General features: G+C 62.6%; 13 protein-coding genes and 2 pseudogenes. 3 read left to right on the top strand and 12 right to left on the bottom strand.

The window, feature by feature from the left end:
* Nucleotides 1–79: 79 nt before the first annotated feature.
* From AAFF27_09555 to AAFF27_09540, 4 genes and pseudogenes are all read right to left on the bottom strand, one after another.
* Nucleotides 80–214 (bottom strand): annotated as a pseudogene (locus AAFF27_09555) (MOFRL family protein).
* Between the two features lie 224 nt (nt 215–438).
* Entirely contained in the window at nt 439–1086 is a 648-nt protein-coding gene (locus tag AAFF27_09550; GenBank protein ID XAH25417.1) for a TetR/AcrR family transcriptional regulator C-terminal domain-containing protein, read from the bottom strand.
* A complete protein-coding gene (locus tag AAFF27_09545) occupies nt 1083–1487 on the bottom strand; it encodes a DoxX family protein (GenBank protein XAH25416.1) in 405 nt (134 codons plus the stop codon). The genes AAFF27_09550 and AAFF27_09545 overlap by 4 nt, the downstream gene beginning before the upstream one ends.
* A gap of 192 nt (nt 1488–1679) precedes the next feature.
* A complete protein-coding gene (locus tag AAFF27_09540; GenBank protein XAH25415.1) occupies nt 1680–2498 on the bottom strand; it encodes a helix-turn-helix transcriptional regulator in 819 nt (272 codons plus the stop codon).
* 125 nt (nt 2499–2623) lie between these two features.
* Between AAFF27_09540 and AAFF27_09535 the strand changes: the two genes are divergently transcribed.
* A complete protein-coding gene (locus AAFF27_09535) occupies nt 2624–3769 on the top strand; it encodes an MFS transporter (protein ID XAH25414.1) in 1146 nt (381 codons plus the stop codon).
* 142 nt (nt 3770–3911) lie between these two features.
* On the opposite strand, the pseudogene AAFF27_09530 reads toward AAFF27_09535, so the two are convergent.
* The 5 genes and pseudogenes from AAFF27_09530 to AAFF27_09510 all read right to left on the bottom strand — a co-directional run bounded on the left by AAFF27_09530 (nt 3912) and on the right by AAFF27_09510 (nt 8141).
* A pseudogene (locus AAFF27_09530) lies at nt 3912–4160 on the bottom strand (MOFRL family protein).
* Between the two features lie 4 nt (nt 4161–4164).
* Nucleotides 4165–5190, bottom strand: a complete 1026-nt coding sequence (locus AAFF27_09525) for a phosphotransferase (protein XAH25413.1) — start codon at nt 5188–5190, stop codon at nt 4165–4167.
* Nucleotides 5191–5355: 165 nt separating this feature from the next.
* Nucleotides 5356–5907, bottom strand: a complete 552-nt coding sequence (locus AAFF27_09520) for an RNA 2'-phosphotransferase (protein ID XAH25412.1) — start codon at nt 5905–5907, stop codon at nt 5356–5358.
* 13 nt (nt 5908–5920) lie between these two features.
* Entirely contained in the window at nt 5921–6241 is a 321-nt protein-coding gene (locus tag AAFF27_09515) for a hypothetical protein (GenBank protein XAH25411.1), read from the bottom strand.
* 589 nt (nt 6242–6830) lie between these two features.
* Entirely contained in the window at nt 6831–8141 is a 1311-nt protein-coding gene (locus tag AAFF27_09510) for a glycerate kinase (protein XAH25410.1), read from the bottom strand.
* 154 nt (nt 8142–8295) lie between these two features.
* Between AAFF27_09510 and AAFF27_09505 the strand changes: the two genes are divergently transcribed.
* Nucleotides 8296–10104: a phosphodiesterase gene (locus tag AAFF27_09505; GenBank protein XAH25409.1), complete on the top strand. Its 1809-nt coding sequence runs from the start codon at nt 8296–8298 to the stop codon at nt 10102–10104.
* A gap of 28 nt (nt 10105–10132) precedes the next feature.
* Here AAFF27_09505 and AAFF27_09500 read toward each other — a convergent pair whose 3' ends face one another.
* Nucleotides 10133–11458 (bottom strand): MFS transporter, encoded by a 1326-nt coding sequence (locus tag AAFF27_09500; protein XAH25408.1) that lies wholly within the window; start codon nt 11456–11458, stop codon nt 10133–10135.
* Nucleotides 11459–11530: 72 nt separating this feature from the next.
* On the bottom strand, nt 11531–12724 hold the full coding sequence (gene argE / locus AAFF27_09495) for an acetylornithine deacetylase (protein ID XAH25407.1): 1194 nt from the start codon (nt 12722–12724) through the stop codon (nt 11531–11533).
* 260 nt (nt 12725–12984) lie between these two features.
* Between argE and AAFF27_09490 the strand changes: the two genes are divergently transcribed.
* A complete protein-coding gene (locus AAFF27_09490) occupies nt 12985–13911 on the top strand; it encodes a LysR substrate-binding domain-containing protein (protein XAH25406.1) in 927 nt (308 codons plus the stop codon).
* Between the two features lies 1 nt (nt 13912).
* On the opposite strand, the gene AAFF27_09485 is transcribed toward AAFF27_09490, so the two are convergent.
* A complete protein-coding gene (locus AAFF27_09485; protein ID XAH25405.1) occupies nt 13913–15421 on the bottom strand; it encodes a methyl-accepting chemotaxis protein in 1509 nt (502 codons plus the stop codon).
* Nucleotides 15422–15701 lie beyond the last annotated feature (280 nt).

The raw sequence follows: 15701 nt of genomic DNA, 5'->3' as shown, positions 1-15701 counted from the left end.
AAGATAGCAGCAGCCCCTGGTAGATCCTGCATTTCAGATAAAAAAGCACCTGAAATGCAGAGGAATCACGGGCTATAAGCTACAAAATCAGTAGCGCACGGAAATCATTGACGTTGGTATTGGTCGGCCCCGTCACCAGCAGATCCCCCAGCGCCTCGAAGTAGCCATAGGCATCGTTGCGCTCCAGGTGCTCGGCCGCTTTGCGCCCGGCAGACAAGAGCGATCCCTGATCCGCCTGCCGCTGCGCTCGGCCCAGCTCCTGCCGTCAGCAAGACCCGAGAACGACCGAACACATCACAAGACCTTGAAAGGAATGGCTATAAGAAGGTGTTTACGAACTCTATGGGATCGCGCAAGCATCTTGGCGGGATGACGGGTCGCAAACACGTTCTAAGCGGCCAGCAATGCGGCCAGATGCTGACGTCCAAAGAAGGCCTGTCAGTTCTGCGCATCCCCTATCGCAGCCCCGTAGAAGGTTTTGAAAACGTCGATGCCATGGTCCACTTTGGCCAGAATGGCTTTCTCACTCATTGGCTTGCCAACGCCAAGTTTGACCTTCAGGCTGGTGGAACCCATCCAGAGAGCCGTCAAGTCCTCTGCCGCCTGGGCATTGTTCAGGGGGCGCAGGCATCCCAGATCAACGCCGGTCGTCAGGAGTTGCATCAGTAGTCGGTTCCACCGGCCAGGGCCCGCCTCATAGAACCGATGGGGCAACTGGGGAATTCGCTTGGCGCCATGCGCAATCAGGCGGTCCCACCCGGATACGTCCGTTTGGTTGACAAAACGGACGTACTTGGCGCCAAAGCTGCGCAGCACTTTCGCGAACGTGGCACCTGGCCGCACCTGAATGAAGTCGTCCGCAATAACCTGCTCCGACTCTCGCCGGATGACCGCCTCAATCAGCTCATCTTTATCCTTGAAGTTCGCGTAGAGCGTTGCCTTCGCAACGCCAGCGGCTGCGGCGACCTCGCCCGTGGTGACATCTACACCGCAGTCGAGTAAGAGCCCGCGAGCGGCAATCAAGATGGCGTCGCGCTTGCTGGCGTCCTTAGGGCGACCACGGGTACGAGGGCTTGGTTCGGTCATTTTTTCAGTGAAAGAAGTCCTGCGAGGAGCAGGCCGCCCACGACGGTAATGTGCTCCAGGGCGATGTGAAATTCTGCCGTGCGTTTTGGTTCAGAGAAGGTCCAGAAGGCGTGCCCGATGGGAATGGTCAGCAGCGTGAACACGGCAAGCGCTCCGGCGCCAAGCCAGCCCAGCCCGCGATAGTCCGAGATGAGCAGTGCCGAGCCAATGAGCTGCGTTGCAATCGTCGCGACCGCAAATGCCACCGGCGCGGGCAGCTTCTCCGCGACCATCTCGTCGACGATAGCGCTGAAGTTGAACAGACCATAGAGGCCCGCCATCCAGAAGAACGTTGTAAGGACTACACGAAAAGCCACCAATGTGCCTGGGTGGTCGGCAACTGCTGCAAGAAGTTGAGTCATGGCAATCAATAATTAGTAGACCCCATAGTCTACAAAATATTTATCAGACTGAATGGTCTGTTATTGATTGGGGGCAAAGACAGGGCCTGCGAGGTTTGGCAAGTGCCTGAGTAGCGGAATCGGCACCTCGGTGGGCAAGCGTCCACGTCTTCAGCAACCTCGCCTTCTACGGCAGCCGCGCAGCACTACCATCTAGTCGGCAGTGGAGGAGGACTCCCGCAAGCTGGCGAAGTACTGGGTGGGGGACTTCCCCAGAGCCTTCTTGAACATCGTGATGAACGCCGTCACCGAGTCATAGCCCAGAAGTCCTGAGACTCGCTGAACCGACTCGCCGTTGGCCAAATGTCGAAGGGCAACTATGAGATGAAGTTGCTGGCGCCAGCGACCAAATGTCAATCCCGTCTCGCGCACAACGAGCCGCGCCAAGGTCCTGTCGCTCATCGCCAGGCGCGCTGACCATTGCGACAGCGTGGTCCGGTCAGCCGGGTCCGCCGTCAGCGCATCCAATATGCGCTTGATGCTTGGCTCCTGCGAAATTGGGAGGTGCAGTTGTTCAATGGGTGCCGCTGCCAACTGGTCCAGAAGCACGGAGACCAGCCTGTCGGTCGAGCTGCCCCGGCTGTAAGCAGGCTCCTCTTGGGCGAGATGGCGAATCAGTTCACGGATCAGAGGTGTGATCGCCAATGTGCAGCAGTTGTCGGGCATGCGGACCGCGCCAGGCTCGATGAACAGAAAGTAGAGCTGGGCGTTGCTGGACGCTCTGCTGCTGTGGGGCGTGCCACCCGGTATCCAGACCGCGTGCTGCGGCGGCACGAACCACAGCGCCTGAGGAACCTCGCAAGTCACCGATCCTTGCAGCATCAGGATCAACTGCCCTTTGCGGTGGCGATGCAGAGGGTGTTCGGACTGCTTGCCTTCCACATGAACCCGCACAGCGACGGCAGCCTGCCCGAAATGATCAGAGTTGAAGTCATCGGGGGTGCTGACGCGGGGCCTGGACGGTGATGTCATTTTTTAGTGATCATTGGTCAATTCTTCTATATTAATTAAGTCGCAGCTTACCTAAAGTCGGAAGCCCTTTTCCGAGCTTCTTCTTTTCTGTGACCTTTTCAATGACTCAACGGGCGCCGTCCAACATGGCCCTGATCGCTGGAATTCTGCTTCTCGCCATGAATCTCCGCGCACCGTTTACAGGCTTGGCCCCCGTCCTGACCTTTATTCAAAGTGACTTCAGTCTCAGCACAGCGGCTGTAGGGGCACTGACGTCGCTGCCGTTGCTCGCCTTTGCCGCTTTCTCTCCGGTGAGTCCGGCCATCGCAAGAAAGTTCGGGCTTGATCGCACGATTCTTGGAGCATTAATGCTCATCGCGCTGGGCATCGTTATGCGCTCCACCGGCTCCATGTGGCTGCTTTACTACGGCACCGCCGTTATTGGCATTGGGATAGCGTTTGGAAACGTACTGCTGCCGAGCCTGGTCAAACGTGATTTTCCGGGGCGTGTTGCATCGCTCACAGGTGCCTACGCATTGACGATGGGTGCCGGCGGTGCGCTCGGCTCGGCGCTGGTCGCCCCAATGACCCAAGCGTATGGATGGCAACTTGCTCTTGCGGCATTCATCCTTCTGCCCGCAATTGCTCTGGCAGCTTGGGCGCCACGGCGCAATGCGCCTGCGAAGAGCACTCCCGTCAGCGTCCGGCATGGGCGCTCAGCGAACATGTGGCGCTCCGCGTTGGCATGGCAAGTGACGCTGTTCATGGGTTTCAACGCCATGATTTTTTACATAGCCGTCAGCTGGCTTCCCACAATTTTGGTAGACCAGGGCCTGTCCGCCACCCAAGCGGGCTCCATGCATGGCGTTTTGCAGCTCGCTACCGCCATCCCTGGCTTGATTCTGGCCACCGTCATCAGGCGAATGCCAGACCAGCGGCCCGCGGCCATTTCCGCAAGCCTGATCTGCGCAGTTTCTATGCTCGGGCTGATTTTTTTACCGCGCTTGGCGTTGGTCTGGTCTGCGTTGCTCGGGTTCGGTAGTGGGGCAAGCATGATTCTTGGCCTGACATTCATCGGCCTGCGCACCCGATCCGCTGAAGAGGCTGGTGCTCTTTCAGGCATGGCGCAAGGCATTGGGTACCTCATGGCTGCCGCTGGCCCCATGGTATTGGGCGCCATTCGCGATTGGCAGCAGGGCTGGACTGCCGCGCTGACGGTGGCCGCAGCTATTGCGATCCTGGGTGCCTGTGCGGGGATGCTCGCAGGGCGAAACGCACACGTTGGGGATTGATACGCTGACCAGCCGTCGCCCGCCGCAGAAGGCTCTCGCCAGCATCAAGTAGGGCGTGCTCTGCGCAGCGACATAAAGGAGGCGGTGGAAGACCGGGCAGCGCAACACCGAGCCCGGCGCATCCAAGCGCCACGCCCCAAAATCACAACACCAGCAGCGCCCGAAAATCGTTCACGTTGGTATTCGTAGGCCCGGTCACCAGCAAATCCCCCAGCACCTCGAAGTAGCCATAGGCATCGTTGCGCTCCAGGTGATCCGCCACCTTGCGCCCCGCCGCCAGGCCGCGCGCCAGTGTGTCGGGCTGCACGAAGGCGCCGGCGTTGTCCTCCACGCCGTCGATGCCATCGGTATCGGCCGCCAGCGCCCAGACATTGGGCTGGCCTTGCAGCGCGGCATCACGCGCGCAGATCCAGCGCGCTCCACGCCTTGAAGACCTCGACCTGCTTCTGCAGCCAATCCGCAGGCACGTTGCTCGTTCCCCAATGGTGCAGACGGCCCGCCGCCTCGCCGATGTTCCACAGGTGCCGCAACTGTACAAAAAGCGGTAGCGCAGCCAAGTCGCAGTCGCTCACCTCGCCGCCGCCCGCCCGATAGCCGCGCAGGTAGTGCACCCAGCGCTCCCGCAACGCGTCGTCTGCTTGCTTGAGGCTCTTGCGATTCAGGTACGACCACGGCAGCACGCTCAGGTCGTATGCCAGGAAGCCCGGGCCTGCATCGTCGAAGTCGAAGAGTACGGTTTTCTTGGCGCCGGCCGCGTCCGTCGCCACATGGTTGTTGAAGCCATGCATGTCACCGTGGCACAGGACACGCGTGAGCCCCTCTTCGGCTGCAATCAGCTCTGCAAGCAGGCGGGCCACCAGTTGGCTGTATGTCTCCAGCAACTCGGTGGTCATTTCTGGATGTGCCGCCAAGTGCATCAGCGTCCTGCCGGCAAGATGGTGGCCGTCCAGCGCGTAAAGGCTAGGCGGCCCAGCGTAGCCCTGCGCCGCAGCATGCACCCGCGCCAACGCACGGCCGGTCAGTTCGAACTCGTCCAAGGACTCGGGCGTGACGCCCTCAGCATGGCGAAACAGAAGCAACGCACGCGGGCCTTCGGGGAACTGCAATTGAACGTGCGTGCGTTTGTCTGCTGTCAGCACCGCCGCTGCGACCTCTGCGCCTTTGGCCGCCAAGTGCGCCAGCAGTGCAACTTCGAAATCCACGTTGAAGCCGCCTCGCGGCCGGATCGAGCACAGCCGTGCCACGTACTTGCTTCCGTCGACCGACCGAAGCGCGTAGTTGTCGTTCAGCCCGCGACGAATCAGGTGGCACTGCTGCACCGCAATGCCATGGTGCTGGGCTACCCAGCTTGCGATGGAGTCGGCGGCTGTGGTGGTGTGGGTGGGGACAAGATGGGGATTGTGTTTCTGGCTATCGGTCATGGGTCAATGGCCGTCCGGTCAGACGCTTCGATAAGGCGGTTCGCCCATTTTCGACTTGCTGCTGACAAGGCCAGGAATGAGGAAACAGCCAATGGCTGCTTTGGGCCCAAAGCCGACTTTGCGGGGCCTCCAAGGCGGCCGTTCGTACAAGTGACGCGATGACAGTTATACCCCGTCGCGGGGGAAGCCGATGAACTCCGGTGGTACCGCTGCGGTTAGCCAAACGCCATTGTTTGAGAGGAAGAACAACTGCCCGCTTAAGTGCATTGCCTTCGCGTTCACCAACAGGACGCAAGGCTTACCGTGGCGTCGGCCTACGCTTTCTGCCGTCTGCTCGTCTGGCGACAGGTGCACATGCTGTCTCTCCATCGGCTGTAGACCATTGCTCCGAATTAACTCAAGGAACCGAAATGCAGTTCCATGAAACAATTGGTTTGGCGGCTCCTGGGGCGGCAGCCCAAGGTCTATCTCAACGGAATGGCCCTGATTGGCGCGAATGCGCTCTCTGTCGTCGCTGAAAACAAACCGTTGCTTATCGCTGCTGGCCACAATCTGACTTAGCGATTCCCGATTCAGTGCAACGCCGTTGGCATTCGCTCGTTCCAAAAGAACGTCAACCTGCGCCCATCCAGCGCCGTCCAGTGACAATCCGATTTTTTCTGGTGCATGACGAAGTACAAGACTTAAAAACTTGCTCTTTTCAATCACGCTGTTCATACCAATTGTTCCTCTAGTCCTGCCACTCACGGTTCTCCGGAATCATGCTTTTAATTCGCCAGTCTTCAAGGCTTGCAAAGATTGCGGTTCCAGGCCATGGCGGCTTTTGCCTCCCTTGCCAGACAAGATGAACCTGAGCAACGCGGCCTGTACCGTCCTGCAGCTCGAAAAGTGCATCGTCGCCGTTGCCACGGCCGATGAGTTTCACTGGAACCTGGTGCAGTTCATGACCCCGGCTCGTTTCGCGAGCAAGCTGCTCCGCGAAGGTACGAAGGTAGCCGTCGTCCGCGCCAGCGGTCGATGTCCAAGGTTCAAGCCAATCCGTTTCTTGCATCTCAATAGCCAAATTTTCTGTGCCGCTCCATTTGCAAGCTGACTGGGTGCACGAGGCGAAGGTCAGCTTCTGGCCGAATTCTGCCCCAGGCTTTGGAAGCAAAGGGCCAGTTGCCGCCCGTGATTTCGCGCAGGTCGGCGACCGCTTTGCGGCGGTCCTGTTGATCGGATTTCTGACGTGCGGGACAGCTATGGGTCCAGAAGCTGCCACTTAGGTGCTGGACACGATGCAATGTTATTGAGGGAGGCTACATGGGCGGCGAGAGAGAAGGCGCAAAGGCGGCTCGCAAAGATATTCGACGTTTCAAGGAACACATAAATTCAGCACGCCTTGCTCCCGATCAGTGAGACAAAATGTCCAGTGCTACTCGACCACTGGTTTGCTACTATCGAGATAGATAGTGTCAATTAATAGCCATAAAATACTCAAAGATGGATTTTTTCCCTATATTCTTCATTGCATTCAAGGTTCTTGTGTTCGGCACGGGCATGTTTTTCGCCATCAAGTGGCATTACGATCAAGGGAGAAAGAAGAAAAATGAAACCGGCGGACAGTAAGCGCTCGCAGAACACATCCTTGACGCCTCAAATCACAACACCAGCAGCGCCCGAAAATCGTTCACGTTGGTATTCGTAGGCCCGGTCACCAGCAAATCCCCCAGCACCTCGAAGTAGCCATAGGCATCGTTGCGCTCCAGGTGCTCGGCCACCTTGCGCCCGGCGGCCAGGCCGCGCGCCAGCGTGTCGGGCTGCACGAAGGCGCCGGCGTTGTCTTCCACACCGTCGATGCCATCGGTATCGGCCGCCAGCGCCCAGACGTTGGGCTGGCCTTGCAGCGCCTGCGCCAGGCCCATGCAGAACTCGCCGGCGCGGCCGCCGCGGCCTTTGGCGGCGCCGGGCTGGCGTGGGCGGATGGTGACGGTGGTTTCGCCACCCGACAGGATCACGCAGGGCCGCGCAAACGGCTGGCCGCGCAGCGCCACGGCGCGTGCCAGCGCGGCATGCACCTTGCCGACCTCGCGCGACTCGCCCTCGATCTCATCGCTCAGGATGTACGCGGGCAGGCCGGCGGCGCGCACGGCATCGGCGGCCGCCTCCAGCGACTGCTGCGGCGCGGCGATCAGTTGCACCACGTGGCCGTCGAACAAGGCGTCGCCGGGCTTGGGGGTTTCCAGCGTGCCGTCTTGCAGGCGCGCGCGCACGGCGGCCGGCACCTCGATGCCGTAGCGCGCCAGGATGGCCAATGCCTCGGCGCAGGTGCTGGCATCAGGCACGGTGGGGCCGCTGGCGATGATGGACGGGTCGTCGCCCGGCACGTCGCTGATCGCCAGCGTCACCACGCGCGCCGGCGCGCAGGCCGCCGCCAGGCGCCCGCCCTTGATGCGCGACAGGTGCTTGCGCACGCAGTTCATCTCGCCAATGTGCGCGCCCGATTCCAGCAGGGCGCGGTTGATGCGCTGCTTGTCTTCCAGCGTCAGGCCCTCGGCCGGCAAGGTCAGCAAGGACGAGCCGCCGCCGGATATCAAACACAGCACCAGGTCATCGGCCGTCAGCCCCTGCACCATCTGCAGCATGCGCTCGGCAGCGGCCAGGCCGGCCGCGTCGGGCACCGGGTGCGCGGCCTCGACCAGCTCTATGCGCTCGGGCAGGCCGGCCGGGCGCTCAGGGATGTGGTGGTAGCGGGTGACGACCAGGCCCGACAGCGGCGCGCTGGCCGGCCACAGCGCCTCCAGCGCCTGCACCATGGCGCCGCCGGCCTTGCCCGCGCCGATCACCACGGTGCGGCCCTTGGGAGGCTGGGGCAGAAACGGCTCCAGCGTGTGCAGCGGTTGGGCGCGGCGCACGGCCACGTCAAAGAGGTGGCGCAGGAAGGCGCGGGGGTCGGTGCGGAAGTCGGTCATGGCGCGCGGCTTTGTCTCGGTTGGTCAAAACAGCCTGGGATTTTGCCCGGTAGCCAACAGCGCCCCCAGGGGCGCTGTCATGGCCACGTCACGCGCCTGCCACACCATGGGCAGGCCCATGCTTGCCGCTCCTGCCACCGCTCCATTGCATTCCATGCCCGCTGTGCAAAGGCACAAGGAGGCACGCGTGCTCGCGCGGCTGATGCGCTACCACCAGTTGCATGCGGTGTTCCAGCCGCTGGCAGATCTGCGCACCGGCGCGGTCTATGGCCACGAGGCGCTGATCCGCGGCCCGGTCGACACGCCCCTGCACCCGCCCGACGCACTGCTGGCCCTGGCGCGGCGCGCCGGCATGGCGCAGGCCTTTGAGCTGTTCTGCCTGCAGACGGTGCTGGCCGAGTGGCACCGCGCCTGCGGCACTGGCAGGCTGTTTGTGAACATTGGCGCCGACGCGCTGGTGCAGGCGGTGCAGCGGCATGGCCGCGACGCACTGCTGGAGACACTGCGCGGCGTGCGCATGGACCCGCGCCAACTGGTGCTGGAGATCACCGAGCACGAGCGCGTGCCCGACCTGGAAGCGCTGCGCACTGTGGCGCAGCAGGTGCACGCCTGCGGCGCCATGCTGGCGCTGGACGACTTTGGCGACGGCCATTCCAGCTTGCGCGTGTGGTCTGAGCTGCGGCCGGACTTCGTCAAGATCGACAAGTACTTCACCCGCGGTGTGGGGCAGGAAGACAGCGGCCCCGAGAAGCTGCAGGTGCTGCGCGCCATACAAGGCATTGCCGACATCTTCGGCACGCGCCTGGTGGCCGAGGGCATAGAGACGGTGGAAGAGCTGCGCGCCCTGCGCGAGCTGGGCATATCGCACGGCCAGGGCTACCTGCTGGGCCGCCCGGCGCTGGCGCCACGGTTGCGGCTGGAGGCCGCCGCCACCATTGCACTGTCCACCGGCCCCGCCATGCCGCCCATGCTGCCGCAACGCCCGGCGCGCCCCGGCGTGCTGCGCGGCCTGGCGCTGATCGATGCGCCAGCGCTGCCGCCCGACACCTCGCACAACGACCTGGCTGCGCTGTTCCACGCGCGCAGCGAGCTGCATGCGGTGGCACTGGTGGAAGGCGACCGCCCGGTGGCGCTGGTGAACCGCCAGCAGTTCATGGACCACTACGCCACGCTGTACTTTCGCGAGGTGCATGGCAAGAAGCCCTGCATCACGCACGCCAACCGCTCGCCGCGCGTGATCGAGCTGGACGACGACATAGACGACCTGATCGCCATCCTGACCTCGCACGACCAGCGCTACCTGAACGACGGCTTCATCGTCACCGAGCAAGGCCGCTACGCCGGCCTGGGCACGGGCGAGCAACTGGTGCGCTCCGTGACCGAGGCCCGCATAGAGGCCGCGCGCCACGCCAACCCGCTGACCTTCCTGCCTGGCAACATCCCGATCAACCTGCACATCGAGCGCCTGCTGGGCAGCGGCACGCCCTTCGTCGCCTGCCACGCAGACTTGAACGACTTCAAGCCCTTTAACGACCACTACGGCTACTGGCGCGGCGACGAAATGATCCGCCTGGCCGCGCGCCTGTCCGTGGCCCATGCCGACCCGCAGCGTGACTTTGTCGGCCATGTGGGCGGCGACGATTTCATGGTGCTGTTCCAGAGCGTGGACTGGCGCCAGCGCTGCGAGCGCATCGTGGACGACTTCGCCGAGCAGGCGCTGGCATTGTTCGACCCGGCGGCGCGCGCTGCCGGCGGCATCCACGGTGAAGACCGGCAAGGCCTGCCGCGCTTCTTCCCGTGCACCACGCTGTCCATAGGCGCGGTGCCGGTCGGTTGCGGCGCCTTCCGCCACGCAGACGAAGTCGCCAGCCTGGCCGCGCTGGCCAAGCACGACGCCAAGGCCGGCCGGCTGCGGCTGTTTGTGCGCGAAGTGGGTGGCGCGGGGCTGCGGCGCAGCGCCTAGGAACTCGAATTCTTGCGAGTCACCGGTCCTAGCGCAAACGCAGCCGGTAACGCGCAGCAAGCGTGGCGATCACGCTGAACATTGCGCCAACGATCACGTAGAAGGTCACGGCCAGCTTGTTTCCGGTGGCGGCGATCAGCCAGGTGATCGTCATGCCGGCAAAACCGCCAAAGATCATCACGCCGATGTTGTAGCTGAGGGACATGCCAGAGCCGCGTGTCTGGACCGGGAAGATGTCCGACAGCAGTGCCGGCATCGCCGCAAAATACATGCTCATCAGCAGGCCGATGGTGCCTTGCACCAGGAGCAGGTTGACGAAGCTCGGGTTGCGCGACAGCCAGGCGAACAGCGGATAAGTCACCAGCACGAACAGCACGCTGCTGCACAACATGAACGGCGTGCGGCCGTACTTGTCAGACAGATGGCCCACCAATGGCGAAAGCAAAAGCATGAGCAGGCCCGCCAGAATGGTGGCGCTGAACGCTGCGGTAGAGGTCATGCCCAGTTGCTTGACGGCATAGGTCGGCATGTAGACCACCAGATAGACCGACACGGTCGCCATGATGACGCTGCCTGCGCCGATCAACAGACGCAGTTTCTGCCCCGTCATGATGTCGCGCAGGGGTGAGCTGGTGGCGTCGGCCTGGGCGAATTCGGGCGACTCGTCCAGATTCTTACGGATGTAGTAGCCGGCAGGCCCGATCAGCAGGCCGAAGAAGAAGGGAATGCGCCAGCCCCACGACTCCAGTTGCTCGGTAGAGAGCTGCGACGACAGGAGCGCGCCAAAAACGGCGGCCATCACAATGCTGAGGCCCTGGCTGGCGACCTGCCAGCTAGAGAAAAAGCCGCGCCGATGCGGTGCATGCTCAACCAGAAACGCCGTCGAGCTGCCGAACTCTCCACCGGCGGAAAAGCCTTGCAGCAAGCGTGCGACGACGATACCGGCCGGCGCCCACAAACCGATTTGCGCATACGTCGGCATGACGGCGATCAGCAGTGTGCCGATCATCATCAGCAAGATGGACAGAGTCAGTGCGGCCTTGCGGCCCACGCGATCGGAATAGGAGCCGATGACGATCGCGCCCAGCGGACGCATGAAGAACGCCACCCCGAAGGTAGCAAAGGTGATCATCAGCGATACGGTCTGGTTCTCGGTCGGGAAGAACAGCTTGGCGATGGTGACCGCCATGGCGCTGTAAATCAGGACATCGAACCACTCCAGCGCATTGCCGATCGACGATGAAATCACCGCTCGCCAGGTTTGCGGGTGCTGTTTGAATTCCACTTCGGCAGACGTGACGCCGCCAGTACCACCAGAAGGTAAAGTACGTCGCATCGTTGAATCTTTACTCATAGATCACTTCCTTTTCTACTGCTGGATCAATCTGATATAGGCCAAACACGATTCGGGCGGCAGGGGCCTTGCTTATTTCGAAAAGCTTGGCATGGGGTCCAGCAAGCGCAAAAGAAAAGCTTCGCATTGCGCCACCTGCTCCAGTGCCACGAATTCATTCGGTCGATGTGCCTGCTCGATGCTGCCCGGGCCGCAAACTACGGTCGGGATCCCGGCGCGCTGGAACAGGCCTGCTTCGGTGCCGTAGGACACGGCTCCGGTGGCCTTGGTGCGCGACAAGGCTGCGGCCAACTGAGCAATCGCATCGTGCTCTTTGGTGCTCAGCCCAGGCGCGGAGGCCAGCCATTCGAAGGCGATCTTTGCGTTCGGCTCTACAAGCTGCATTTCAGGCAGCAGCCTGGCGGCGAAATCCTGGACCTCCTGGTACAGGTGATTGGCATCGACGCCGGGCATGGTGCGCGCCTCGAATTCGAAGTTGCACTCTTTCGGCACGATATTGGCGGCCAGGCCACCGCGGATCAGGCCGGTTTGCATCGTGGTGTAGGGCACGGTGAAGCCGTAATCGCGCGTTTCCAGCTGCGCGAAGCGGTCCGCCATCTGACGGATGTAGACGATGATGCGCGCCGCATATTCAACCGCGTTCACCCCCAGAGTGGTGTAGCTGGAATGCGCTTCACGCCCGGTGATGCAGCAGCGAAAGCGATGCGTTCCCTTGTGCGCAATGACTGGCTGCATGGATGTTGGCTCGCCCACGATGCAGCCCGCCGTCTTCAGGTTCAGGTCCTGCAGATCGGCGATCAGGCCCTGCACGCCGATACAACCCACCTCTTCGTCATACGAAAAGGCAAAGTGCAGCGGCGCGTCCATCTTGGCGGCCAAAAACTTCGGTGCCAGTGCCAGTGCCGTAGCGATATAGCTCTTCATGTCGCAAGACCCGCGGCCGTACAGCAAGCCATCCTTGATGGTGGCTTTGAACGGATCCGTGTCCCAGGCCTGGCCTTCGACAGGCACCACGTCGGTGTGGCCGGACAAGATCAAGCCAGGCTTGCTGCCTTCGCCGAGCGTGGCAAACAGATTGGCTTTCTTGCCGGTGGCGTCGTAGGTCAGCCGCGAGCGCACGCCCAAGCCGGCCAGGTAGTCGCGTATCCATTCGATCAGGCCGAGGTTGGAGTCGCGAGAGACGGTCGGGAACGCAATCAGGCGCTCGATCATTGCCAGGACGTCGGGCGACGGCTGCAGCAACGCAGGTGAAGTGGTGGTGTTCATGGGATTCCTTGTGGCGAGGTCGCCGCGGGCGCAGGTTCCAGCCTGGCTCAGGTGGCAGGAAAGTTGCATGCGCTCCGATGGCGCACTGCTTTCATGCGCGGGGCCTTGTGATGTTCTGACTTCGGGTTTGCCCCATTGGCTGAATTTTATTCATACAATTCATCGCCATAACCCGCCTAATTTTCTGTCGAAGCTTATTTTATGGAGAACCAGGCTGTAGACAGGATGCAAAATAGTGAGTTATTGGATAAAAATAATTCATGCAGATAAGCCTTAAGCAGGTTCACTACTTTCTGGCGGCTGCCGAGACGGGCCAGTTCTCAGCGGCAGCCGCCAAGGTCTACGTCACCCAGACGGCCATCACCGCCGCCATCAAAGAGCTGGAATCCAGCCTGGGTCTCAAGCTGTTTTTGCGGCATCACGCCTCGGGCGTGTCACTCACGGTAGACGGGCAGAAGTTCCTGCACCATGCCTACAACATAGTGGCCGCAGTCAACTCGGCCATCCATGACCCGGGCTTGATGCGCCAGGACGTTTCAGGCCGCGTTCGTCTGGGCGCCACGCCTTCCATGCTTGGCTCCTATGTGGTGCCAGCCATTGCACGGTTCTCACGCGCCTATCCGCAAATTGAAGTGGAGGTGATCGAGCTGGAACGGCCGGCGCTGGAAAGCGCCCTATTGCGCGGCGAGGTCGATATTGGCGTGCTGTGGCTCATTAACCTTGATGAACCAGGTGCGTTCGGCACAGTGCCCTTGACGAGGTCGCGCCGGCAGTTGTGGCTGCCCGCGTCGCACCCGCTACTGAACAAGCGCAATATTTCCTTGAGCGACATCCGTGAGCTGCCCTACGTGCTCTTCAATGTCGATGAAACCCCGCGCAACACCCTCTTGTTCTGGAAGCAAGCCGGATTGGAGCCCAACATTCGCTACTGTGTCAGCTCGGTTGAGGCGGTACGCAGTTTGGTCGCGCAAGGGATGGGCGTGACGATACTGTCGGACGTAACTTATCGCCCGTTTTCCTGCGAAGGTCTGCGGATCGAGGCACGCTCATTGATTGACGGATTGCCATCGATCGAGATTGGCTTGGCCTGGGATATCAAGGGTCCGCTCTCAGGCGCAGTGGATGCGTTCAAAGTGTTTATGCAACTCACGTTCAGCGGCCCGGGCCTGGACGTCAAGTTTGTCTAGTTCAGCGCAAAGCCAGCCCCGGCGCGCGCCCTGCCACGCTCTTGCCGCCCGCATTGCCCTCTTCCAGGTGGCGGAACTTGAAGCTGCCCACCACCTGCAGCAGCCGTGCAGCCTGCTGCGTCAGGCTGTCGGCAGCGGCGGCAGATTGCTCTACCAGCGCGGCGTTCTGCTGCGTCATTCGGTCGAGCTGCAGCACCGAATGGCTGACCCGGCCAATGTCGCCCGACTGCCCCGCCACCGCCTGGCTGATGCCGCCCACCATTTCGGACACGCGCTGCGCGCTGCCCACGACCTCGCCCATGCTGCGGCCGGCGTCGGCCACCAGTTGCGTGCCACGGTCGGCCCGCTCCAGCGATGCCGCTATCAGGCCGCGCACCTCATGTGCCGCCTGCGCGCTGCGCTGCGCCAGCGCGCGCACCTCGGCCGCCACCACGGCAAAGCCGCGGCCCTGTGTGCCGGCGCGCGCCGCCTCGACTGCGGCGTTGAGCGCCAGGATGTTGGTCTGGAAAGCAATGCCATCGATCACGCCGACGATGTCGGCAATGCGCTGCGCGCTGTCGTGGATGGCATCCATGGTCGACACCACCTGCGATACCACCTGGCCGCACTGGCCGGCCATCTGCGAAGCCGCTGCGGCCAGCTCGCGCGCCACGGTGGCCTCTTGCGCACTGTGCTGCACCGCGCCGTCTAGCTGCTCCATCGAGGCCGCCGCCTCTTGCAGGTGCGAGGCGGTGCGTTCGGTGCGCCGGCTCAGGTCCTGGTTGCCTGTGGCGATCTGCAAGGTGGCGGCCGACACGCTCTCGGCCGCCTGGTGCACCGCCGCCACTGCGGCATCCAGCTGCAGTAGCGCGCGCCGCAGCGCCACACCAGAAGGGCTGCACACGGCCACCGCATGCACGTCCAAAGACAGTTCGCCGCTGGCGTCCAGCGCGCACAGGGCTTGCAGCTCGGCCGACTCCAGCGCGTCGGCGCGCATGCGCTGCGCCATGAAGATCTCTACCCCGGTCTGCACCACGACAAATGCGGCGTGGACCAGGATGCGGCCGAAGTCCGGCTCACTCAGGCAGTAGAAGGGCAAGCCCGCCAGTTGCAGCCGGTCGAACGCAATGTGGTGCACCGCCACCAGCGCAGCGGCAAAGACGATGGGCCGCCAGTCGCGGTAGGCCAGCAGAAAGGCCAGCAGCACGAAGACGCCAAAGTGATACTCCAGCGCGCCCATGGCCAGTTGGATCTGCAGCCCCACCAGCCCGACTCCGGCCAGCGCCATGGCCATGCGCGCCCACAGCCGGCCCGCAGCCAGCAGGTAGGCCAGCAGCGCGCCACCCAACAGCGGCAGCCCCCAGGCCAGGGCCGTGCCCGGCCGGCCGTACACCAGGCCCAGCCACAACGCCACGCCGGTGCCCAGCGCCAGCACCGCCAGCAAGAGCTGGTCTGCCCGGCGGCCAATCACACGCAATGCCGCCTCGCCAGCGGCAGAGGTCGAGAACCGGGGCTCGGACACAGGCGACATGGGAAGGCTCCTTGGGCTGGTGTCTTGACACGTGCAACGTGTGGCGGATCTGTGCGCGGCACCAGTGTCGCGTCAAGCATGATCTGCCGGTGTGCGCTTGCCCTCGCCGCGCATCGCTGCGTTGCACGCCGATGCCTTCGCACCCATCCGTCACCTCACGCTTGACGCGACACTAGGCATGCAGCACAAGGCATGCGCCGCCATTGGTGGCACTTTGTGTGCGTTGTAAGAATTTGCGTTCCGCCGGTCGATTGCAGCGGATTACAGGGGCAGCGCCCCT

Origin of the sequence: Xylophilus sp. GW821-FHT01B05 (assembly GCA_038961845.1) — a bacterium.
In the GTDB taxonomy this organism is placed as follows: domain Bacteria; phylum Pseudomonadota; class Gammaproteobacteria; order Burkholderiales; family Burkholderiaceae_C; genus Xylophilus.
Note: the sequence above shows the minus strand (reverse complement) of the source record. Positions and strands in the feature narration are given on the sequence as shown.